Source organism: Paraburkholderia sp. MM5477-R1 (assembly GCF_050436385.1).
Taxonomy (GTDB): Bacteria; Pseudomonadota; Gammaproteobacteria; order Burkholderiales; family Burkholderiaceae; genus Paraburkholderia; species Paraburkholderia tuberum.
Window position 1 is genome coordinate 430,462 of record NZ_JBNDMC010000005.1, and the last position, 20,866, is coordinate 451,327.

The 20,866-nt window shown below is 62.6% G+C and carries 18 protein-coding genes and 1 pseudogene; 8 read left to right on the forward strand and 11 right to left on the reverse strand.

Annotated elements, in window-relative coordinates:
- Positions 1-33: 33 nt before the first annotated feature.
- The 5 genes from OKW35_RS14315 to OKW35_RS14335 form a co-directional block, all read right to left on the reverse strand.
- Positions 34-960: an ABC transporter permease gene (locus OKW35_RS14315; protein ID WP_429552371.1), complete on the reverse strand. Its 927-nt coding sequence runs from the start codon at positions 958-960 to the stop codon at positions 34-36.
- Entirely contained in the window at positions 953-2,107 is a 1,155-nt protein-coding gene (locus tag OKW35_RS14320) for an ABC transporter permease (protein WP_429552372.1), read from the reverse strand. Before OKW35_RS14320 ends, OKW35_RS14315 begins: the two co-directional genes overlap by 8 nt.
- Before the next feature lie 30 nt (positions 2,108-2,137).
- Positions 2,138-3,235 carry a BMP family ABC transporter substrate-binding protein gene (locus OKW35_RS14325; protein ID WP_184058694.1) on the reverse strand — a complete coding sequence of 366 codons (1,098 nt, stop codon included), beginning with the start codon at positions 3,233-3,235 and terminating at the stop codon, positions 2,138-2,140.
- A gap of 32 nt (positions 3,236-3,267) precedes the next feature.
- Complete coding sequence (gene atzF, locus OKW35_RS14330) at positions 3,268-5,118, reverse strand: allophanate hydrolase (protein ID WP_429552373.1); 1,851 nt, start codon at positions 5,116-5,118, stop codon at positions 3,268-3,270.
- A gap of 955 nt (positions 5,119-6,073) precedes the next feature.
- Complete coding sequence (locus OKW35_RS14335) at positions 6,074-6,793, reverse strand: TetR/AcrR family transcriptional regulator (RefSeq protein ID WP_090811902.1); 720 nt, start codon at positions 6,791-6,793, stop codon at positions 6,074-6,076.
- 345 nt (positions 6,794-7,138) lie between these two features.
- Here OKW35_RS14335 and OKW35_RS14340 point away from each other — a divergent pair, with 345 nt between their 5' ends.
- The 5 genes and pseudogenes from OKW35_RS14340 to hydA all read left to right on the forward strand — a co-directional run bounded on the left by OKW35_RS14340 (position 7,139) and on the right by hydA (position 14,303).
- Positions 7,139-8,404 carry a Zn-dependent hydrolase gene (locus tag OKW35_RS14340; protein WP_090811222.1) on the forward strand — a complete coding sequence of 422 codons (1,266 nt, stop codon included), beginning with the start codon at positions 7,139-7,141 and terminating at the stop codon, positions 8,402-8,404.
- 127 nt (positions 8,405-8,531) lie between these two features.
- Positions 8,532-9,926, forward strand: coding sequence for an NAD(P)-dependent oxidoreductase (locus OKW35_RS14345; protein WP_429552374.1), 1,395 nt, complete (start codon positions 8,532-8,534; stop codon positions 9,924-9,926).
- A gap of 39 nt (positions 9,927-9,965) precedes the next feature.
- The gene (gene preA, locus OKW35_RS14350; RefSeq protein ID WP_187613982.1) at positions 9,966-11,246 is read left to right on the forward strand and encodes an NAD-dependent dihydropyrimidine dehydrogenase subunit PreA; all 1,281 of its coding nucleotides are present in this window, start codon (positions 9,966-9,968) and stop codon (positions 11,244-11,246) included.
- 53 nt (positions 11,247-11,299) lie between these two features.
- Positions 11,300-12,803: pseudogene (locus OKW35_RS14355) on the forward strand (NCS1 family nucleobase:cation symporter-1).
- Positions 12,804-12,845: 42 nt separating this feature from the next.
- Complete coding sequence (gene hydA, locus OKW35_RS14360) at positions 12,846-14,303, forward strand: dihydropyrimidinase (RefSeq protein WP_429359920.1); 1,458 nt, start codon at positions 12,846-12,848, stop codon at positions 14,301-14,303.
- Between the two features lie 227 nt (positions 14,304-14,530).
- On the opposite strand, the gene OKW35_RS14365 is transcribed toward hydA, so the two are convergent.
- From OKW35_RS14365 to OKW35_RS14385, 5 genes are all read right to left on the reverse strand, one after another.
- Positions 14,531-15,481, reverse strand: coding sequence for an oxidoreductase (locus OKW35_RS14365; protein ID WP_184071838.1), 951 nt, complete (start codon positions 15,479-15,481; stop codon positions 14,531-14,533).
- Between the two features lie 177 nt (positions 15,482-15,658).
- Complete coding sequence (locus tag OKW35_RS14370) at positions 15,659-15,997, reverse strand: type II toxin-antitoxin system RelE/ParE family toxin (RefSeq protein ID WP_429552375.1); 339 nt, start codon at positions 15,995-15,997, stop codon at positions 15,659-15,661.
- Complete coding sequence (locus tag OKW35_RS14375; RefSeq protein ID WP_429402426.1) at positions 15,997-16,281, reverse strand: type II toxin-antitoxin system Phd/YefM family antitoxin; 285 nt, start codon at positions 16,279-16,281, stop codon at positions 15,997-15,999. The genes OKW35_RS14370 and OKW35_RS14375 overlap by 1 nt, the downstream gene beginning before the upstream one ends.
- A gap of 219 nt (positions 16,282-16,500) precedes the next feature.
- Positions 16,501-17,028, reverse strand: a complete 528-nt coding sequence (locus tag OKW35_RS14380; protein ID WP_429551210.1) for a hypothetical protein — start codon at positions 17,026-17,028, stop codon at positions 16,501-16,503.
- A gap of 179 nt (positions 17,029-17,207) precedes the next feature.
- Positions 17,208-17,504, reverse strand: coding sequence for a hypothetical protein (locus tag OKW35_RS14385; RefSeq protein ID WP_429354593.1), 297 nt, complete (start codon positions 17,502-17,504; stop codon positions 17,208-17,210).
- A 337-nt stretch (positions 17,505-17,841) separates the two neighbouring features.
- On the opposite strand from OKW35_RS14385, the gene OKW35_RS14390 reads away from it, so the two are divergent.
- Both OKW35_RS14390 and OKW35_RS14395 read left to right on the forward strand, forming a co-directional pair.
- Entirely contained in the window at positions 17,842-18,135 is a 294-nt protein-coding gene (locus OKW35_RS14390; protein ID WP_090812573.1) for a toxin-antitoxin system TumE family protein, read from the forward strand.
- On the forward strand, positions 18,132-18,476 hold the full coding sequence (locus OKW35_RS14395; RefSeq protein ID WP_165576812.1) for a helix-turn-helix domain-containing protein: 345 nt from the start codon (positions 18,132-18,134) through the stop codon (positions 18,474-18,476). Before OKW35_RS14390 ends, OKW35_RS14395 begins: the two co-directional genes overlap by 4 nt.
- Positions 18,477-18,503: 27 nt before the next feature.
- Here the strand turns inward: OKW35_RS14395 and OKW35_RS14400 are convergent, their stop codons facing one another.
- Positions 18,504-19,091 (reverse strand): DUF7713 domain-containing protein, encoded by a 588-nt coding sequence (locus tag OKW35_RS14400; RefSeq protein ID WP_429354594.1) that lies wholly within the window; start codon positions 19,089-19,091, stop codon positions 18,504-18,506.
- 550 nt (positions 19,092-19,641) lie between these two features.
- Between OKW35_RS14400 and OKW35_RS14405 the strand changes: the two genes are divergently transcribed.
- A complete protein-coding gene (locus OKW35_RS14405) occupies positions 19,642-20,076 on the forward strand; it encodes a hypothetical protein (protein ID WP_429552376.1) in 435 nt (144 codons plus the stop codon).
- The last annotated feature ends 790 nt before the right edge of the window (positions 20,077-20,866 follow it).

Below are 20,866 nucleotides of genomic sequence, written 5' to 3' on the forward strand. Positions count from 1 at the left end.
TCGGTCGGTCGGTCGGTCGGAAGCTGTCCGCGCTCAGCGCGTCAGGCTCAGCTCGCCGGGTGCGCCCGCCAGCGTGCGGTCCGGCCTGCAGTTGATGATCATGAGCGCGAGCGTCAGCACGTAAGGGGCGGCGTTGAAGAGGTAATAGCCGCTGGTCACGCCGATTGCCTGCAGGGCGGGGCCAAGCGCTCCGGCAGCGCCAAACAGCAGCGCGGCCCAAAGACAGCGCAGCGGCTGCCAGCGTGCGAAGATCACGAGGGCGACGGCCATCAGGCCTTGCCCGCTCGACAGTCCCTCGTTCCAGCTGCCGGGATAGACGAGCGAGAGATAGGCACCGCCCACGCCCGCGAAGAAACCACCCACCGCCGTCGCGATGACGCGTATCCGCGTAACGGGATAGCCCAATGCACGCGCGCTCTCGGCGTTCTCGCCGACGAGCCGCAGCGTCATGCCCCAGCGCATCGAGCGCAGTCCCCACTGCAAAGCGACGGCAAGCACGACGCCAATCACGAAGAGCAGATTGATATGCAACGCGTTGTGCACTTGCTGCGAGGCGGCCCACGCGCCGAGATCGATCGACGGGAGCATCGCTGCCTGCGGCTCGATGAACGGCTTGCCGAGATAGAACGCCAGGCCGGTGCCGAACAGCATGAGCGCGATGCCGAACGCGATATCGGAAACACGCGGCAGCGAGCAGACCAGCCCATGCAGGCAGCCGAGCACCAGACCGGCCGCCGCCGCCGCGAGCACGCCGATCCACGGCGAACCCGAGAGATACGAGCCCGCATAGCCGCACATCGCGCCGGAGACCAGGATGCCTTCGAGACCGAGATTCACGCGGCCGCCTTTCTCGGTGAGGCACTCGCCGAGGCTCACGAACAGATAGGGCGTACTCACGCGAATGGCCCCCGCAAAGAGCGAAATCAGCAGTACCGCAGCGGGCGAATGAAGGTCAGGCATGGCGGGTACGCTCCAGTGAAGCAGACGAGGTGTCGAGCGCGACGACCTGAAGTTTCACGCGCCAGGCGGCAAGACGGGGAGCAAGTGCCTCCCAGGCCAACAGGTTCGCGAAAAGCAGCCCTTGCAGCACGAGCGTGGCGGCGTCGGGCAACTCGAGGTGACGTTGCAGCAGACTGCCGCTCGCCTCGATGCCGCCGACCATCAGCGCGCACACGATCACGGCGAACGGATTCTGGCGTGCCGCGAACGCGACAAGGATGCCCGCATAGCCGTAGCCCGAGAGCAGCGACGCATTCGCGCTGCCTTGCACGGCCGCAACTTCGAACATTCCGGCAAGTCCCGCCGATGCGCCGCCTAGCGCGCAGGCGGTGAGCGCGAGCCCGCCCACGGGCAGGCCAACGAGGCGCGCCGTGTGCACGTTGCCACCCGTTACGCGCATGGCGAAGCCGAGCGTGCTTTGGCGCACGAGCACCCAGGCAGCGAGACACGCGAGCACGCCCCAGAAGAGGCCCCAGTGCACGTCGAGTCCCGGCAGCGAGCCGATGGTCATGGCGTCGGGGAGGGGCAGCGTCGACGGTTTGTTGAGACTGGCGGGATCGCGCAGCGGCCCTTCGACGAGAAACTTGAAAACGGCGATGGCGATATACGACATCAGCAGGCTGCTGATGGTCTCGTTGACACCACGCCATTGACGCATCGCGCCCACTGCGCTGATCCACAGGCCCCCCGCGAGCATGCCTGCAATCGCCATCAGCGGCGTCGCGACGATCCACGGCGTAGCCTGCGGCAGGCACTGCGGCACGACGGCGGCCGCGAGCCCGCCCAGCGCGAGCGCGCCTTCGCCGCCAATCACGATCAGGCCGACCTGGGCAGGCAGCGCGACGCACAGAGCCGTAAGCATGAGCGGTGCGGCGCGCAGCAAGGTGTTCTGCCATGCGAACGACGAGCCGAACGCACCTTCACCAATGAGACCAAGGGCCTGGATGGCCGGCTGTCCCTGCACGAGCAGGAAGATGCCGAAGATCGCCAGAGTTGCCACGATTGCACATACTGTCGGCAACGCAGGCAACAGCGCAAGCAGCAGGCGCGCGAGACTTGCAGGCAGCCTTCGCGACGGCCCGTGAGCGGGAGAAAGGGATGCGGGCATCAGGACTCCTGGCGAGGACGCTTACGGCCGTCAGATCTGGCCAACCACACCGGCAACCAGATAATTCATGCTTTCGAGCGCGAGATCGGTCTGTGCGTAGCTCGTGCCGGCCGCAATGGCGCTGCCGCCCTTGTTGTCCTTCATCGGTCCCTTGAAGATGACGTAGTCGCCCGCGACCATCTTCGCCTTCACGGTGTCGGCTTGCGTGCGGGCATCGGGTGTCACCTTCGCGCCATACGGAGACATCTTCACGAAGCCTTCGCGCAGACCGCCGCGAAGAATGTTCGGCTGCGGCTTGCCCGTCTGCGCGTTTGTGACGAGCAGCTTGTAGGGCGTCGCCCAGTCCCATTCGGCGCCCGTCAGATAGCCCTTCGGCGCCAGCGCCGCCTGGCTTGCGTGGTAACCGCAGCTCATCGCGCCGCGTTTCTCGGCTGTCTCGATTACGACCTTGGGTCCGTCCACGTGACACGTGAGCACGTCGCAGCCCTGATCGACGAGGCTGTTGGCGGCCTCCGCCTCCTTCACCGGCATCGACCAGTCGCCCGTGAAAATCACGTGCGTGGCGATCGACGGATCCACCGACTGCGCGCCCAGCGTGAATGAGTTGATGTTGCGCAGCACCTGCGGAATAGGCTTGGCCGCGACGAAGCCGAGCTTCTTCGTCTTGCTCGCATGGCCCGCCACGACGCCGTTCAGATACTGGCATTCGTCGATATAGCCGAAGTAGCTGGAGATGTTGGCCGGATTGCCGCTCTTCCAGAGACCGCCGCAGTGGGCGAAGCGAACCTTCGGATATTTGGCTGCCATTTTCAGCACATGGGGATCGAAGTAGCCGAACGAGGTCGCGAAAATGAGCGTCGCACCGTCCTGCTCGATCATCGCCTCCATGGTCTTTTGGGCGGCGACGGTCTCGGGCACGTTTTCTTCCTCGACGACCTTCACGTTCGGCAGCTTCTTGATGACAGCCGCAGCTTGCGCTTGTGCCTGGTTGTAGCCGTAATCGCCGCGCGAACCGACGTAGATGACGCCGACCGTAAGCGGCTCGGCACCGAAAGCGAGGTCGAATGGGAGCGTGCTGCCAAGGGCGAGGGCGCCAGCGCCCTTGAGAAAATCGCGACGGTTTGTCATGGTTGGACTCCTCGTGAGTTCAATGCATATATTCAGAATTGCCGATCGGATTGGGCTTGCGTTCCGGCCGCCGTTGCGAGCCATGCACGCCAGCCGCCGAATGCAGTGATGTCGTGTGCGCCGCTGCCTGGTGCGACCGCCGAGGGCTCGCTGATAAAGCCCTTGACGATGAGTCCATCGGCTGTCTGCACGCTGCCGATGCCGAGCGGCGCCGGCACGTGGGCAACGAATGCGCCGAAGCTGCGCAGCGGCACTTCCCAGAGCTCGATTTCGATGGGCTGGCCGGCCTCGTGCGGCGTACGCACCAGAGCGGGCTTGGCCGGCTTCGTACCGGCGAGCGCGTAAAGGCGGTAGTGCGAAGACGTGGTGGTGGTCTCGACGAAACGCGCACCAGCCTCGAGCAGTTGCCAGCAGAGGGGCTGCCCGCGCAGATGAGCGCCGACCACGGCGAGTGTCACCGTCGGCTCTTCGAAGGGCAGCGGTCGCGCGGCAATCCTGGCAGCGTCGTCGGGTGTAGCGTTCGCGATGAAGAGCGCCTGGATGCGTGCGCCGAGCACTGCCAGGCGCTGGTCGGCGCCCGCTGGCGCGATCAGCGTCACGCCGGCTGGCAGGCCGTCCGCGCGGCGAACGCCCGGCACCGCCAGAGCGCACAGATCGAGCAGATTCACGAAGTTGGTATAGACGCCAAGCTGGCTGTTCGCCCCGATCGGGTCCGCACGTACTTCGTCGAAGGTTGGATGCGTGGGCGTGGTCGGCACGATGAGGACGTCGATCGCCTCGAACAGCGTTTCCACTTCGCGGCGCAGTGCGGCGAGTGCATACTGCCCGTCGAACGCATCGACAGCGCTGTAGCCGTCCGCTTTGGCAATCACCTCGGCGACAACCGGATCGATGTCGGCGCGATTCGTCTCGAAGAAGGAACCGAGCGCGGCACGGCGCTCCGCTACCCACGGGCCGTCGTAAAGCAGCGCGGCAGTTCGCTGCATGGGTTCGAACGGCACGCTTGTTGGCGAAAGCGCAAGGCGCGAAGCGATCGTGTCGAGCGTGGCGGCAAAGGCCTGATGCGCCTGAGCGTCATCCTGGAAGGTCAACTGATCCGGCACGGCGAGGCGCAGTGGTGCATGGGGCAGTCCGAGTGCCGGCACTCGGCGCGCATAGCTGTCGTCTCCATCGTACTTCGCCATCTGCAGCAGGACCTCCCAGGCGTCGCCCACGTCATGCGCGAAGATCGACACGCAGTCCAGGCTCCGGCACGCCGGTACCACGCCGCGCTTGCTTACGATGCCAGGCGTTGGCTTGACACCCACGAGGTCGTTGAAGCCTGCCGGAACACGCCCCGAGCCAGCGGTATCCGTGCCGAGTGAGAACGCAACCAGCCCAGCCGCAACAACGACTGCCGAGCCGGAGCTTGATCCGCCGGAGATGTGCGCATCGGATTCGAACTGTCGCACGCCGCCATAGGGCGAGCGTGTGCCGACCAGGCCTGTGGCGAACTGGTCGAGATTCGTCTTGCCGATGAGGATGGCGCCGGCGTCGAGCAGACGATCGACGGCGAATGCCGAGGCTGCGGGCGTGTACGCGAAGGCGTCGCAGGCTGCGGTGGTTGGCATGCCGGCGACGTCGATGTTGTCCTTCACCGCGAACGGTACGCCGAACAGCGGCATCCGCTCAAAGATCGCGGCGCCCAGGCGCGCGCGCGCTTCTTCGAGCGCGGCAGCCCGGCTGCCGAGATCGGCGGCACTCACGCGCGATATCCAGACTTCGGGGCGACAGGAGGCTTCGATCCGGGCGAACACCGTGTCGACGATGTCGCGAGGCGTCGTGCTTTTGGTGGCGTAGGATTCGAGCAGCGCTCGAACCTTGAAGAAGGCGTCGGGAAGCATGAGTTCAATCTTGAATACAAGTTTGAGCTCATGCTTGCAGCAACTGTGCCAGGCAGGGGAGGTTGGCAGGAAGTCCTTGCTCGGCAACGATTTTTACATTGGCGTAGACGCTGGTACTTGTCTACCCGTGATCCAGTGTGGGTCGCGATTGGTTTGGGTTGGTGCACGTGTCCCGCTCATCGTGCACCAACCAGAGGGAAGGGCGCGAGCGGTGGTTCGCTCGGCTATCGCCCCATCGTTGGCACCCACCGGATCCTGACGCTCGCAGGACTGAGCGAGCGGTAGTTAAGGCACTCCTGGCCGAAGCGAGGAAGCCTGGCGAAGAGCATTACCACCGGCTCGGAGAGGAACTGGACGAGCATGACGGCCCGCCGCCCCGCGAAGTTCACAAGTGGGTGTGTTTGGGCGGGCGATACGAAATCCATCTCGAAATAAGACCCGCATATGCCCAGCCCGTGCCACCATCTTCGTGCTCCGGGTTTGGGACACAAGGCAAGACCGCTGATCAACGGGCGTGACCAGCCGGTCACTTTCCAAAGCTGCACGATCGGGGCACAAAAAAGAAAACGCCCGTGTTATTCACACGGGCGTTTCCGTGGCCCCGCTACCGCGCCCCAATGAACGATTTCTCGTCCGCTTCTGCATCAGGGGCCGGCTTCCGCGCGGCTCTCTTCAAGTATAGGGCGCTTGGCGGGATATCCAAGTCGGCGAGACCAGCTTTTTGCACGGAACGTGCGCGGATGATTCAGACGTTTGAATACTCGCGCCGCCTCTGGACTCAACGCCGTCATTGAGCTTTCAGCCGTTCATGCGTTCGGTACATGAAAGCGACAACCTTACTGCAAAGCCGGCTGGGTATTGCCGCTTGTTGGACATGTTAGCGCTTACATTAACGCGGAAAACAGCGACCGCGGCAACGAGACAATGACGTCATCAGGGAAACTCCCTAAACGATTCATCGGACCGGCGATCGCGCTCCGCTCGCCCGCAGGATCATGCTCACCACTTCTTCCGTCGTAGCCTCGAAGCGCTTCGTCGAGAGCGCGCGTTTGCCCGAGAGCGCGCATATTTGAGCCTCGAAATCGGCGTAGTGCTGCGTGGTCGCCCAGATCATGAAGAGGAGCGTCCGAGGGTCGACGGGCGCGAGCAACCCTTTGGCTATCCATCGCTCGATCAGCTTCACGCGTGTGTCCATCCACGGCTTCACGCGTTCGAGCAGGATCTCTTGCATGTGCAGCGCCCCGCTGATTATTTCGTTGGCCCACACCTTCGATCCAAGTGGGCGGCGCCGTGACAGGGCCATCTTGGCGCGCACGTAGCCGCCAATCGCCTCGACCGGATCGTCGCTTGCATCGAACAGGTTGGCGGCGGCGTTCCATTCCTCGAACACATCGTCGAGTACGCGCCAGTACAGCGCCAGCTTGGTCGGGAAGTAATAGTGCAGATTCGCCTTCGGTAAACCCGCGCGCTCGGCGATCAGCGCCGTGCTCGCGCCTTCGAAGCCGCGTTCGGCGAACACGGCTTCGGCACAGGCGAGAAGATGGGATTCATTCGACGCACGAATGGAGGCTTTGCGCCGCTGTGGCTTGTGCGATGTGTCGGCGGCTCGTTGCGCCTGCACGGTGCCGCGCGTCGCGAGGGGCGCGGCTCGCGTGGTGGGTTCGTCGTCGCGCATGTTCGGTCCATTCGGAAGAGAAAAGGAGCGCGGCGGCCGCGCGCATGCCGGAATCATTGTAGCCACGATGCAAGTGCGCCGCGAATTCACCGACATCAGGAGAAACGCGCAGCACGGACGCCTGGTTTTTTTCACGCACTGCAGCATCAATGGCACGCTTCTCGCTCGTAACTCCGCATTGAATTCGCGAAGTTTCTCGTCTAAAACCTGTCCAATCGGACAGGATTCGAAGGGCTGGGTTTCAGGGGCAGCGCAGTGCCATCGAGACGTGCACCGTCGTGATCCTTCGCGCCCCAACACGGTGGCATGCATGCACGTTTGACAAGCACGGACAGGAGAACACGCATGAACGCAGTAAGCGAAGCCGCGCTGACGACCGCGATCCACGTGAACGGTCAGCGATTGTGGGACAGCCTGATGGAGATGGCCAGGATTGGCGCCACGCCCAAAGGCGGCGTGTGCCGTCTGGCGCTGACCGACCTCGACAAGCAGGGCCGCGATCTCATCGTGCAATGGGCGAAAGAGGCGCGCTGCACGATCAGTGTCGATCAGATGGGCAATGTGTTTATGCGCCGCGCGGGGCGCAACAACGACCTGCCGCCCGTGATGACCGGCTCGCACGCCGACTCGCAGCCAACGGGTGGGCGCTTCGACGGTATCTATGGGGTGCTCGGCGGCCTCGAAGTGATTCGCTCGCTCAACGATTACGGCATCGAAACCGAGCGCCCTATTGAAACGGTGATCTGGACCAACGAAGAAGGCTCGCGCTTCGCGCCGGCGATGGTCGCCTCGGGCGTATTTGCGGGTGTGTTTGCGCTCGAGTACGGACTGTCGCGCAAGGACGTCGACGGCAAGACCATTGGCGAGGAATTGCAGCGCATCGGCTACGCGGGCGCGTTGCCGTGCGGCGGCCGCAAGATTCACGCGGCGTTCGAACTGCACATCGAACAGGGGCCGATACTCGAGGCCGAAAACAGGACGATCGGCGTGGTCACCGACGCGCAAGGTCAGCGCTGGTACGAAGTCGTGCTCACGGGCCAGGAGGCGCACGCGGGGCCTACGCCCATGCCGCGCCGCCGCGACGCGTTGCTGGGCGCCTCGCGCGTCGTGCAGCTCGTCAACGAAATCGGCCTGCGTCATGCGCCGCTCGCGTGCGCGACGGTCGGCATGATGCAGGTGCATCCGAATTCGCGCAACGTGATTCCGGGCCGCGTGTTCTTCACCATCGATTTTCGCCATCCGCAGGACGAGGTGCTGGCGCAGATGAACGCCGAGCTGCGCGAAGGCATCGCGAAGATAGCGGAACAGGGCAAGCTCGAAGCCGACGTCGAGCAGATTTTCTACTACGCGCCCGTGCCGTTCGACGAGGCGTGCGTGAAGTCCGTGCGCGCGGCGGCCGAGCGCTTCGGCTATTCGAATCGCGACATCGTTTCGGGCGCAGGTCACGACGCGTGCTATCTCGCGACGGTCGCGCCGACCTCGATGGTGTTCGTACCGTGCATCGACGGCATCAGCCACAACGAAGTCGAGGACGCCACCATCGAATGGATCGAAGCCGGCGCGAACGTGTTGCTGCACGCCATGCTCGAACGCGCGAGCGAGCCCGGCTGACGCAATTTCGATCGAACGCAAGCGGTCCCAGCGCCGCGCTGTCTTTCCAACGATTCCCCACGTACCGGCCGCGCACGTCACGCACGCGGCCGGCGGACCCGTGTCTTGCCGCGCAAGGAGCATCCGGATGTCCCAGACCACCTCGAATGCCGCCAACGGCATCGCGCCAGGCCGTCTCAGTGCCGAGCAACTGGGCTGCAATTTCGCCGACGTCGCGCCGCCGCTTTCCGCGAATGCGGCCGTGATCGCCGCCGACCGCTGTCATTACTGTTACGACGCGCCTTGCGTGAACGCGTGCCCCACGGGCATCGACATTCCCGGGTTCATCCGCAAGATCGGCAACGGCAATCTCAAGGGCGCGGCGCGCGATATCCTCAGCGCGAATCCGCTGGGCGGCATGTGCGCACGCGTGTGCCCGACCGAGATTCTCTGCGAAGGCGCCTGCGTGAGAAATCATCAGGATGGCGAGCCCGTTCAGATCGGCGCGCTGCAACGTCATGCCACCGACTTCCAGATGGCCCGCGAAGCCGCCGGTGCCCCTGCGCTCTTCAAGCGCGCCAGCGAGACAGGCCGCCATGTTGCCGTGGTCGGCGCGGGTCCCGCGGGTCTCGCCTGCGCGCACACGCTCGCGCTTGCCGGGCATCGCGTGAGCGTCTTCGACGCGCGCGAACAGCCGGGCGGCCTGAACGAGTACGGCATAGCGGCGTACAAGACCGTCGACGACTACGCGCAGCGCGAAGTGCGGTGGCTTCTTTCCGTTGGCGGGATAGAACTACGCCAAGGCCAGCGACTGGGGCATGACGTGACGCTTGCGGAGTTACGCGCGGCGTATGACGCGGTGTTCATCGGCGTGGGCCTTGGCGGCACGCATACGCTCTCCATCGAAGGCGAACTGCTCGACGGCGTGCTCGATGCCGTGAATTTCATCGCGCGCGTGCGCGAGGCCGACGATCTAGCCAGCGTGCCCGTCGGTCGCAAGGTGGTGGTGCTCGGAGGCGGCAATACGGCAATCGACGCCGCCGTGCAAAGCCGCAAGCTGGGCGCGGAGCAAGTGACGCTCGCCTATCGTCGCGGCGCGGCGCAGATGAGCGCCACCTGGGCCGAACTGGAATTCGCGCGTAGCCAGGGTGTGACGTTGGCCGAGTGGATGAAGCCGCTGCGGATCGTCGGCGACACGCAGGTGCGGGCCGTGGAATTCGAGCGCACCGGGCTCGATATGAGCGGCGCATTGCGCGGCACTGGGGAGATCGTGCGCGTGGAGGCCGATATGGTGCTGAAGGCAATCGGCCAGACGCTGTTACCCGAAGGCCTCGACGGGTTGCAACTCACCGAGGAAGGCGGGCGCGTCGCGGTGGATGCGAACGGCGCCACGTCCCTTGCGGGCGTTTTCGCAGGCGGCGACTGTGCCGGCCACGGCGCCACCGATCTGACCGTCCAGGCCGTGCAGGACGGCAAGCTTGCCGCGCATGCGATCGACCGCTTCCTTGCGAGTCAGTCCGCCAGGGCCGCCCGAGCCGCGTGATAGCTACACCGAATCCAGATAAAACGAAGGAGTCGCATCATGGCCGACTTGCGCTGCACGATTGCCGGCATTCAATCGCCTAATCCGTTCTGGCTCGCTTCCGCGCCGCCCACCGACAAGGCCTACAACGTCAATCGCGCCTTCGAGGCGGGTTGGGGCGGCGTGGTCTGGAAGACGCTCGGGCTCGACCCGCACGTGGTGAACGTAAGCTCGCGCTATGGCGCCACCACCTGGCGCGGCCAGCGCATGGCGGGCCTGAACAACATCGAGCTCATCACCGACCGGCCGCTCGACGTGAACCTAAAGGAAATCGCGCAGGTGAAGCGGGACTGGCCCGACCGGGCGCTCATCGTCTCGCTGATGGTCCCTTGCAACGAGCACGACTGGAAGTGGATTCTGCCTCAGGTGGAAGACACTGGCGCGGACGCTGTGGAGCTGAACTTCGGCTGTCCGCACGGCATGAGCGAGCGCGGCATGGGCGCGGCGGTGGGTCAGGTGCCCGAGTACATCGAAATGGTCACCCGCTGGGTGAAGGAAGGCACGCGCTTGCCTTGCCTCGTGAAACTCACACCGAACGTCACCGACATTCGTCACGGCGCGCGCGCGGCGATGAAGGGTGGTGCGGACGGCGTCTCGCTGATCAACACCATCAATTCGATCGTCGGTGTCGATCTCGACGTGATGGCGCCGCTGCCCACCGTGGACGGCAAGGGCACGCATGGCGGCTATTGCGGTCCTGCCGCGAAGCCCATTGCACTGCACATGGTCGCGGAGATTGCGCGCGACCCGCAAACGCAAGGCTTACCCATCTCTGGCATCGGGGGCATTTCCGACTGGCGCGACGCCGCGGAATTCATCGTGCTGGGAGCGGGCAGCGTGCAAGTGTGCACCGCGGCGATGCACTACGGTTTCCGGATCGTCAGCGACATGATCGACGGCCTTTCCAACTGGATGGACGACAAAGGGTACGCCAGCCTCGACGCGATTCGCGGCCGCGCCGTGCCGAACGTCACCGACTGGCAATACCTGAACCTCAACTACGACATCAAGGCGCGTATCGATCAGGACCGCTGCATCGAGTGCGGGCTCTGCCATATCGCCTGCGAAGACACCTCGCATCAGGCGATCACCGCCACGCGCGACGGCAAGCGCCACTTCGAGGTGGTCGATGCGAACTGCGTCGGGTGCAATCTATGCATGCATGTTTGCCCGGTCGATCAATGCATCACGATGGAGCGTGTCGATTCGGGCGAGCGCTACGAGAACTGGACCACGCACCCGAACAACCCGGCGCGTGTCGCCGACCCGAAAGCCGCCTGACATTTCGAAGCCGGATCGAGCCGGACCCACGACAAGCACGGAGAACCCACCTCATGAGCCAGCCCTTTGCAGTCGACGCCAATGCGCGCCGCGCCGAAAGCGAGCTATACAACGATGATCTCGCGCCCACCGGCGTTGCGCAGCGCACATGGCGCTGGTATCACTTCGCGGCACTATGGGTAGGCATGGTGATGAACATTGCCTCCTACATGCTCGCCGCCGGCCTTACCGAGCAGGGCATGGCGCCATGGCAGGCCGTGCTAACCGTGCTGCTCGGCAATCTGATCGTGCTCATGCCGATGCTGCTGATCGGTCATGCGGGTACGAAGTACGGCATTCCTTATGCGGTGCTCGTGCGAGCGTCGTTCGGCACCCAGGGCGCGAAGCTGCCAGCCATGCTGCGCGCCATCGTGGCGTGCGGCTGGTACGGCATTCAATCATGGCTTGGCGGCAGCGCCATCTACACGCTCGTCAACATCCTCACGCACAACGCGCTGGTGGGCGACGCACTGCCGTGGCTCGGCATTTCGATCGGACAGGCTAGCTGCTTCCTCGTCTTCTGGGTGTTCCAGCTGTACTTCATCCTGCACGGCACCGATTCGATCCGCTGGCTCGAAAGCTGGTCCGCGCCCATCAAGGTGGTGATGTGCGCAGTGCTCGTGTGGTGGGCATGTTCGAAGGCAGGCGGCGTGGGCTCGATGCTGTCTCAACCGTCGCAGTTCGCTGCCGGCGGTAAGAAGGCGGGCCTCTTCTGGGCGACGTTCTGGCCGAGCCTCACGGCCATGGTGGGTTTTCTGGGCCACGCTCGCGCTCAACATTCCCGACTTCACGCGTTTCGCAAAAACGCAAAAAGACCAGTTCGTGGGCCAGGCCATCGGCCTGCCCATTCCGATGGCGTTGCTCTCGGTGGTCTCCGTGGTCGTGACCTCGGCAACGGTTGTGATTTACGGAAGGGCGATCTGGGACCCGATCGACCTCACGAGTCGCATGGAGGGCGTCGGTGTGGGCATCGCGCTCATCATCCTCACACTGGACACGATGTGCTGCAATCTCGCCGCGAATCTCGTCGGGCCAGCTTACGACTTCTCGAGCCTCTGGCCCAAGGGCATCTCGTACAAGACGGGCGGTCTCATCACCGCGGGTATCGCCATCGTGATGATGCCGTGGAAGATCCTTGCCACCACCCAGGGCTACATCTTCACGTGGCTCGTCGGTTATTCGGCGCTGCTTGGGCCGGTGGCCGGCATCCTGATGGTCGACTACTTTCTCGTTCGCAGCACACGCCTCGACACGGCCCAGCTGTTCGAGGAAAACGGCGAATACGCCTACTCGAACGGCTGGAATCCGGCTGCCGTGATCGCGCTGATCGCAGGCGTGCTGCCGAACCTGCCGGGCTTTCTCAATGTCGCGTTCCCGAATGCGTTTGCCGCCGTGCCCGATGTGTTCAAAAGCATTTACACCTATGCGTGGTTCGTGGGGCTCGCCATTGCGGCGCTCGTCTATGGCGTGATGATGAAGCTCGGCAAGAGCCGGCGCCCACGTGTTGCGAGCGCGTGAGCGTTTCAAGCGTGAATGTTCAACTGAAGGAGACTTGGCATCATGGCGATCCTGATTCGAGGCGGCACCGTCGTCAATGCAGACAAGAGCTGGCGTGCGGACGTGCTCTGCGAACACGGCGTGATCCAGAGCGTTGGCGAGAACCTCGACGCGCCTGCGGGCGCGACCGTGGTCGACGCCGGCGGCCAATATGTGATGCCTGGCGGCATCGATCCGCACACGCATATGGAGCTGCCCTTCATGGGCACGACCGCCAGCGACGACTTCTACACGGGCACGGCGGCGGGGCTTGCGGGCGGCACGACATCGATCATCGACTTCGTCATCCCCAACCCGAAGCAACCGCTGATGGACGCCTTTCGCGAGTGGCGCGGCTGGGCAGAGAAAGCCGCTTCCGACTATGGCTTTCACGTGGCGGTGACGTGGTGGGATGAAAGCGTGTATCGGGACATGGGACTCCTCGTGAACGAGCATGGCGTATCGAGCTTCAAGCACTTCATGGCCTACAAGAACGCCATCATGGCCGACGACGAGATTCTCGTGAACAGCTTTGCGCGCTCACTCGAACTGGGCGCGCTGCCTACCGTGCATGCGGAAAACGGCGAGCTCGTATTCCAGTTGCAACGCCAGTTGCTTGCGCGCGGTTTCACGGGGCCCGAGGCGCATCCGCTTTCACGGCCACCCGAAGTCGAAGGCGAGGCAGCGAATCGCGCCATCCGCATCGCGCAGGTGCTCGGCGTGCCGGTGTACATCGTGCATGTCTCGGCGAAAGACGCGCTCGAGGCGATCGCGCGCGCACGCGGCGAAGGGCAGCGCGTATTCGGCGAAGTGCTCGCGGGGCATCTCGTGATCGATGAGTCGGTCTATCGCGACCCGGACTGGACGCGCGCCGCCGCCCACGTGATGAGTCCGCCGTTCCGTACCCAGGAGCATCGCGACGCGCTCTGGCGCGGGCTTCAGGGCGGCCTGCTGCACACCACCGCAACCGACCACTGCGTGTTCTGCGCTTCGCAGAAAGCCATGGGCCGCCATGATTTCACGAGAATTCCGAATGGTTGCGGCGGCGTGGAAGATCGCATGGCGGTGTTGTGGGATCAAGGTGTGAACACCGGCCGGCTCACGCCGAACGAATTTGTGCGCGTCACCTCCACCAATGCGGCGCAAATCTTCAACCTGTACCCGCGCAAGGGCACGGTGGCCGTGGGTGCCGACGCCGATCTCGTCGTCTGGGATCCCGAGGCCACGCGCGCGATATCGGTCAAGACGCATCATCAGAACGTGGACTTCAACGTGTTCGAAGGGATGACGGTTCGCGGCGTGCCGACACACACCGTCTCACAAGGCGAACTCGTGTGGGCGGACGGCGACCTGCGCGCGCGGCGCGGAGCCGGGCGTTATCTGAAGCGGCCCGCGAATCCCGGCTATCTGCAGGCCTCGCGCCTCGCGAAGAGCCTGAAGCAGACGCAGCCGGTGCATCGCGAAGGTGACGCACCACAATAAACACGGCAACGCGTGGAGGCATTGCAGGGGATATCGGGGGCTCGACGCGACAGGATTCGCGTTGCGCCCCGGTAGTTCGAGTGCAAACCGGTCGGCGCTTTTTATCTGCGTCGGAGTTCGCCATTGAGCGATCAGATACAAGAACAGCGCGAGCCGGGGTGCGGTCATGGTTGAATGAGTAATCCGTATCTCGCGGTTAGTGTTTCCCGCGTTCCGCGATCCATGCGCTATCCGGTCGCTGTTCCAGTCAGCGATTCACAGGCCTGCCAGAGGCGTCTTGCATCGGTTCCGTTTCTTGCCTGACTGGCGACGTTCGCTGGTCCCACGTCTCGCCCACGTGTTTCGAACAATCCGAGCGGACCATAATAGCCGCCGTCGACGACATCGGCCGCGGTTGCGGCATAGAGCGTGGAAAGCGCGCCGGTCTGGTCACTGTTGAACAAGATATCGATTAGTCCGCCTAGCGCAGAGCGGACGATCGGGCTTGCGGCAAAATGGTCGGCACGGAACAGATTCGTATTGGCGACGCCGGGATGCGCGGCAACGGACATCACGCGCGATCGTGCGGCGCGCAACCGGCGATCGAGTTCGAACGCGAACATGAGGTTGGCGAGCTTCGACTGTCGATAGGCGGTCATCGGACGGTAACGACGGGTTGCCTGAAGGTCGTCGAAGTCGAGCCGCCCGGTCTTGTGTGCGATAGAGGCAACCGTGACCACGCGCGGCCGCTCGGCAGACGCTCCTGCCGCCATCTCGAGCGCAGGCAACAGCAGGCGCGTCAGGGCGAAATGCCCGAGTACATTGGTGCCGAACTGCAATTCGAAGCCGTCGACCGTTTCGAGGCGTCGGCGGGGCGCCATGACGCCCGCATTGTTGATGAGGATGTCGAGCGGCCGGCATTGCGCGAGTTCGCGATCGCAAAAGGCGCGCACCGAAGCAAGGCTTGCGAGATCCAGTCGTTCAAGCCGCAATCGGGCGGCGGGCAGTTCCCTCTGCAGACGGGACAGGGCATCGGCGCCGCGCTGTTCGTCACGGCAGGCGAGTACGACTTCCGCGCCTGTGCGAGCCAGTATTGCAGCGACGTGATAGCCGATGCCGCTGTTAGCCCCCGTGATGATGACGCGTCTGCCGTGCTGAGGCGTGATGTCGTCGATGCTCCATTGTTTGTTCTGGTTCATTGGCGATTGTCGAGGGAAGGCCGTTAGCGGGAGAGAATGCTGATTAGCATACCCGTTGCACGCGCGCCGCATGTGCTGGACATTTTCGGGTTTCGCACGGGTCCGGCGGCTTCCTGAGTCGGGCGCGCAGCGCGCGCATGCAATGCGTGTGAAACGCAAGGCGGCCGTCCTGACCCGTTACATCAGCCGAAGCACGATTCTCTGAAGGAGGGAGGGCAGGTCGCGTCGAGCGTCGACCATGAGATGAACGAAAACGGTCTCGTCGCGGACCTGATAAATGATCCGGTTCTTGCCGGAAAGGCCTTGCCGGAAACCGTCCACGAAGAAGCCCTCAAGCTCGGCAGGCGCATGACCGTTAGCGGGGAACTGGCCAATGTGCGTGATCGTCTCCTGCAGTTGCGTCGATGTCTGACGCCACATTTCCCATCCGAATGTACGGACAACATAGCTTCTGAGTTCGTCAATGCCGATCCGCGCCGTCGGGAGGATGCGGTATTTCAGCAGCGGTGCCGCCATCAGCGGAGCTTTTCCTGACGATCGAGCTCGTTGAGTTCCGCAAAGAACTCGTCGCCATCGACGTGATCCCCGCGCTCGATGTGCTTCTGGCCGATAGCCAGGATTTTCAGGAGCGCGAGGGTCTGCTGCGTCGATTCGTAGCTTCGCACATCCTGGACGACGAGCTTCGCTTCACCGTTCTGCGTGATGATGAGCGGCTCTCCCGAATCAGTCAGGTCCTTGACGATTCGCGCCGCTTCGCTTTTGAGGTAGCTGATTGGCTTCACATGATCGGCGAGATGCATCAAGCGCTCCGGTGAGGTTCACATAGGAACAAATTTAAACCATTAACGGTCCGGCGGCGATCTGCGGTGCGTCCATGTGCAGTTGCATTTGACATAATATAAATTATCGATTTTTATGTATGTAGTTTATTCATAAATTTGGGCGGATGCCCGATCAGCCACGTCTGTAGTTTCATCCGTTGGCCCGCTCAGACGGCATAGTCGATCTCGCTACGCCTTTTACAATTTCCTGGCTCGATTGCGGATGGCAGCCGGCGTGGACAGGGTGAGCGCGCGAAACCCGCTTTCCTCCAGCTCCGCCCATTCGTTCGTGAACGGTAGATAGAGCCTAATGATCCAGGAGCGACCATCACTTCGTCCATCTCGACGCGCGGCGTACGGATGCAGGATCTCGCCATCGGCTCGCACGCGGTCGAACTGCAATAAACGCTTGTGCGGGTACGGACCACTGTCGAGCTTCTCGTCCATCATCCGGCATAGCGCCGCATGAGAAAAGCCGGGATGGCCTGGCAGGCGCGCCTCATCGATGCTCGCGCGAATCTTTTCGGCTTCGCTTCGATGCGCGTCTTCCAGTTCGGCCTCGTCGAGAACTACTTCATTGACCATGTACGGCGGACCTTCGTACCAGACTGGATCATCCTCGACGAGCCGGATGGCGGTCACTGTACGCGTACCGGTGTCTGTGCAGCGCCACCAAAACGGGCCGCACGTGAATTCGAGACCAATGTGAAATTCAGAAGGCTTCATGGACATGCTCAGTCCTTCGGACAGTTCCGGTTCAAGTCAAGAGCATCGAATCTGGAATCTGCTCTCGTCGAAGAGATGAACGAGACCACACTTGCAGAGATCGTCCGCATCCGGACGATCAGCCGTTTCCCGGCCAGACGCAGCCGGGCCCTTCGTACTCTGAGATCATTCAGCTCAGTTTAGCCTTTGCCGACGGTTGACCGGCACGGCGTCGTGGTGCACACAAAGTCGTAGCCGGACGGCAACGGCCGTAGTGCGAGGAACGCGGGCGCGGTCGCCGCTGCCGCATGCGCGCCGTGCACATGGGATCGACGTTCGCGAGACTCGCCTTTACACAATGGCGATAGTTTTCTTTCCATAGCAGCCAGTTGCAAAATCAGAACCATCGGACCCTCATTCGATCGCGATGTCACGTCGATCGTCCACTTCAGCACATACCGCCGCTGCGGCACGATGATGGATGGATTGGCCAGCAATCACACTTCGCAAGTATCTCTGATTTTATGCGCGTCCTATCCTGGATGGGAGCCGCGCGGAAGCCGGCCGCGAAGGAGTACGGACGGGAAGACCGTTGATTGGGGGCGCGGTAGCGGGGCCACGGAAACGCCTGCATGAACAACGTGGGCGTTTTCTTTTGGCGGGTTTACATCGAGCGTCACATTAACCTTGAAGCCACAATCCTGCGCCGGACGTTCTCGCGGACTTCTTCAGTCAATCCGCTGTGGCGACCGCTGCATCGATTTCGGAACCCCGAAGAGCCGCGCCCTGTTATGGCGCTTGACGCCATAATCGTCGTATGGCATCCTGCGCCATATGAAGAAGAAAGCCACACTCCTGTTCGAGGATCGAACCATCTACCCGGATGGAGCCATTCTCGAAATGCGCATCTGGCGATTACCCGAGAGCGACGGCGAACGACCGCACGGCCTCAAGTACAGCCTGTTTTATGGTCGTGCAGGTCAGCGAATCATCGGCTACGACAACGAACGGGGCAAAGGCGATCACCGGCACTACCGCGACCGGGAAGAGCCGTACGCATTCTCGACGCCCGAGCAGATGGTGGCTGATTTTCTGGATGATGTAGAACGTGAGCGAGGTGAATCATGAACAAACTTAATGTGCATGTTGGTGGCGCGCGGGATATGGGTCGTCGGTTCGCGGCGGCATTCAACCGTGCGCAGGCAGGCGAGCATGTCGAAGAGCGGCACGTGACGTTTCTGTCGCTCGAGGAGATGCTGGCTGCGCTGTCGCCGAAGCGCCTTGAGATGCTTCGTCACCTACATCGCGAAGGCGCAGAAAGCGTGAAGGCGTTGGCAACTGCGCTGGATCGGGACTACAAGCGTGTCTACGAGGACGTGGTGATCCTGGAGAACGCTGGCCTTATCGTGCGCGAAGAAGGTCGTCTGACTGCGCCGTGGGACGCGGTAACCGCCGAGGTTTCCTTGTGACCGAATCGTGGACGGCCATACGTGAGGTCATGCCTCATCGCTCGGATCCACCAGTTCAATCCGGAACTGCCACCCTTCGAACGCCATTAACATCGCCCCAAAATCGGACCAGTCGACCCGCCTGCCATCAATGACCACACATGGCAGCCGGTAGTTCTCGTTGCCGTCCCACTCGATTCGTCCACGAACCGTCGTTTCGGCTACCACGAGATGGCCTGCATCCTCGACCAGGTGTTTGACTGCCAGGGCACGCTTCATCTTCTGGAGCAGGTCGCCCAACAGCTCAAACGGGTCCGACCGCGGATCACCGAGAAGCTGGAAACGGAAGCCTGCGCGGTCCTCGTCACCCGAAGCGAGCTCGAACGCCTCCAGTGAAAGCTGGTCACCGAACAGCAGGCTACGGAAATGGAACTCGTGTACGACGCCATCAGCATCGGGCAGACGCACGGACGTGAACTCCGGATGTTCGAAGGCTTGAACGTCCGCCAGATACGCCATCTCAGTGTTAAAACAGCGGCTACAGAGCAACCGGAAGCCGCCATCCGGCGAAGCAACGCTGACAACGTCGTGCGGTGGGGTGACTGTTCCGCACCGGACACAGGTGTTACCGGTCATCAACGCTCCTCTTCGGCTCCTGATGGATTCGACGGTAATTTTCGCACCTTTCCCGGCACGGTGTTGTTCGCCGACGGGCGCCCTCTCCTGCCGTCTGGTGCTCAAGCAATCAGGTCAGTATCCCGCGGTTTTTGGGCGCGACGACGGCTCGTTCGTGGTGTCGTTCCGAGATATCCCAGAGGCGATCACCAAAGGCGCACGCTTGAGGAAGCGCGCGTCATGGCTGCAGACGCGCTGTTGATGTATTTGGAGAACAAGCAGACCGTTCCCACTCCATCGGAACCGAAGGTAGGAGAAGAAATGACCACCCGACCCGTCAGCGCGTTACCAAAGGTGCTGCTGCCCAACGAGATGATCGCGCAAGAGGTGACGCAGTCGGAGCTGGCGCGACGACTCAACACCCGACCGCAGGACGTCAATCGGATCGTCGACTTGGCCCACACGCCGAAGTTCGACATCGTCGCGGCAGCACTCAGGGCGCCTCAGTTGCGCGACACGCCAGACCCTTGCCCCTCGCCGCGCTGTTCAGCAGGCAGCAGACAATCGTCTCGTGCTGAATGCACTGCAAGCCGCGCTGCGCACGCTCCAGCAACATGCGGCATTACCTGCCACGCAGAGGGCGAGGTGTTTCCTCGAGCCGGAAATTCACCTGGTGTCGTCTGCCGTCGAGCTGGTGACGAGCGACGTCGTTTCCGTCCCACCGCCGCCCGGGCTTGAAAAGACCATCGACCTCGAAGAGGACGGGCAGCCGAGCGACGAAGCTAGGGTTCTGCACGCATTGCATGTCGCCCGGTACGTGCTCTCGATACACAGCGATTTGGGAGGCGTGTTCGACTACGAAGAGCACATTCTCAATTTAAAGCTGCAGACCGATCTGCTGACGGACGCCATGAAGATGATGGGCATAGAAATGTCGAAGCCACTGCACGCGCCGAAACCGCGAGGCGCCCCCCCCCCCCCCGAGGACTACTATGACGACGCGTGAAAGCTTCTAAGAGCACCTTGCCCAGGATGGGCCCCTCCTGAAGATCCTGGCCATCGCGACCTGAGGTTCTTGTTCCCAACGTACGAACCCAGTTGACGTGTCCGCCAGTCATCGTTGGTTAGTCATACATTAAGGATTACTACATATATTCGCTAATTTCTTTTATGTCAAATTGGATGGCGAAGCATGCGCCATGCGATGCGAACAATCAAGACAGATTTTTTCGCGACAGCGCCCAAACGGTAGCAGCCTCACAAGTCCAAAACTCGCGATTTGAAACGCCTGCTACGAGCAGGCGTTTTTAAGTATTGGTTTGCGTCACGAAAGGCCGCAACTTTAGCTAGCCGCACGAACAATCGTGCCGCCAAGCGATGGCCGCAAAAAGCAGTTTTGCAACGAGGGGGGCTGCGTTTCGCCGTAGCGCCTAGTTTGGTACCCGTGCCGATACCCGCTACTCAGTCAGACGGGCCGCGCTGAGCCGCGCGACAACCGCCACACTCCGCAGATACGCCGATGTCATCCGCAGCCCCGATACGGTCTGACACTCCTGACACTAGACGCCGGGCCGTGGTACAAGCGCGCAAAATCAAAAAGGGCTCGCGCATGTACACCGTACGGCAGTGGCTTTACCTGACCACTATTGAACTACACGCCTGGATCGTCTACCTACGCCGGAAACGCATCCGCGTCGCCCGGCGTGACAGTCAGGTATCGTTTGTTCGATGCTGCGCGTTTGTGACCTTTGCAGGTCTCGCCCGATTTTCGACCAAAATCCTCGTAGTAGCGTTTG

What these genes read in the sequence shown, in the direction of transcription:
- OKW35_RS14315 (WP_429552371.1), bottom strand. Translation starts at nt 960, where the DNA reads ATGCCTGACCTTCATTCGCCCGCTGCGGTACTGCTGATTTCGCTCTTT.
- OKW35_RS14320 (WP_429552372.1), bottom strand. Translation starts at nt 2,107, where the DNA reads ATGCCCGCATCCCTTTCTCCCGCTCACGGGCCGTCGCGAAGGCTGCCT.
- OKW35_RS14325 (WP_184058694.1), bottom strand. Translation starts at nt 3,235, where the DNA reads ATGACAAACCGTCGCGATTTTCTCAAGGGCGCTGGCGCCCTCGCCCTT.
- atzF (WP_429552373.1), bottom strand. Translation starts at nt 5,118, where the DNA reads ATGCTTCCCGACGCCTTCTTCAAGGTTCGAGCGCTGCTCGAATCCTAC.
- OKW35_RS14335 (WP_090811902.1), bottom strand. Translation starts at nt 6,793, where the DNA reads ATGCGCGACGACGAACCCACCACGCGAGCCGCGCCCCTCGCGACGCGC.
- OKW35_RS14340 (WP_090811222.1), top strand. Translation starts at nt 7,139, where the DNA reads ATGAACGCAGTAAGCGAAGCCGCGCTGACGACCGCGATCCACGTGAAC.
- OKW35_RS14345 (WP_429552374.1), top strand. Translation starts at nt 8,532, where the DNA reads ATGTCCCAGACCACCTCGAATGCCGCCAACGGCATCGCGCCAGGCCGT.
- preA (WP_187613982.1), top strand. Translation starts at nt 9,966, where the DNA reads ATGGCCGACTTGCGCTGCACGATTGCCGGCATTCAATCGCCTAATCCG.
- hydA (WP_429359920.1), top strand. Translation starts at nt 12,846, where the DNA reads ATGGCGATCCTGATTCGAGGCGGCACCGTCGTCAATGCAGACAAGAGC.
- OKW35_RS14365 (WP_184071838.1), bottom strand. Translation starts at nt 15,481, where the DNA reads ATGAACCAGAACAAACAATGGAGCATCGACGACATCACGCCTCAGCAC.
- OKW35_RS14370 (WP_429552375.1), bottom strand. Translation starts at nt 15,997, where the DNA reads ATGGCGGCACCGCTGCTGAAATACCGCATCCTCCCGACGGCGCGGATC.
- OKW35_RS14375 (WP_429402426.1), bottom strand. Translation starts at nt 16,281, where the DNA reads ATGCATCTCGCCGATCATGTGAAGCCAATCAGCTACCTCAAAAGCGAA.
- OKW35_RS14380 (WP_429551210.1), bottom strand. Translation starts at nt 17,028, where the DNA reads ATGAAGCCTTCTGAATTTCACATTGGTCTCGAATTCACGTGCGGCCCG.
- OKW35_RS14390 (WP_090812573.1), top strand. Translation starts at nt 17,842, where the DNA reads ATGAAGAAGAAAGCCACACTCCTGTTCGAGGATCGAACCATCTACCCG.
- OKW35_RS14395 (WP_165576812.1), top strand. Translation starts at nt 18,132, where the DNA reads ATGAACAAACTTAATGTGCATGTTGGTGGCGCGCGGGATATGGGTCGT.
- OKW35_RS14400 (WP_429354594.1), bottom strand. Translation starts at nt 19,091, where the DNA reads ATGACCGGTAACACCTGTGTCCGGTGCGGAACAGTCACCCCACCGCAC.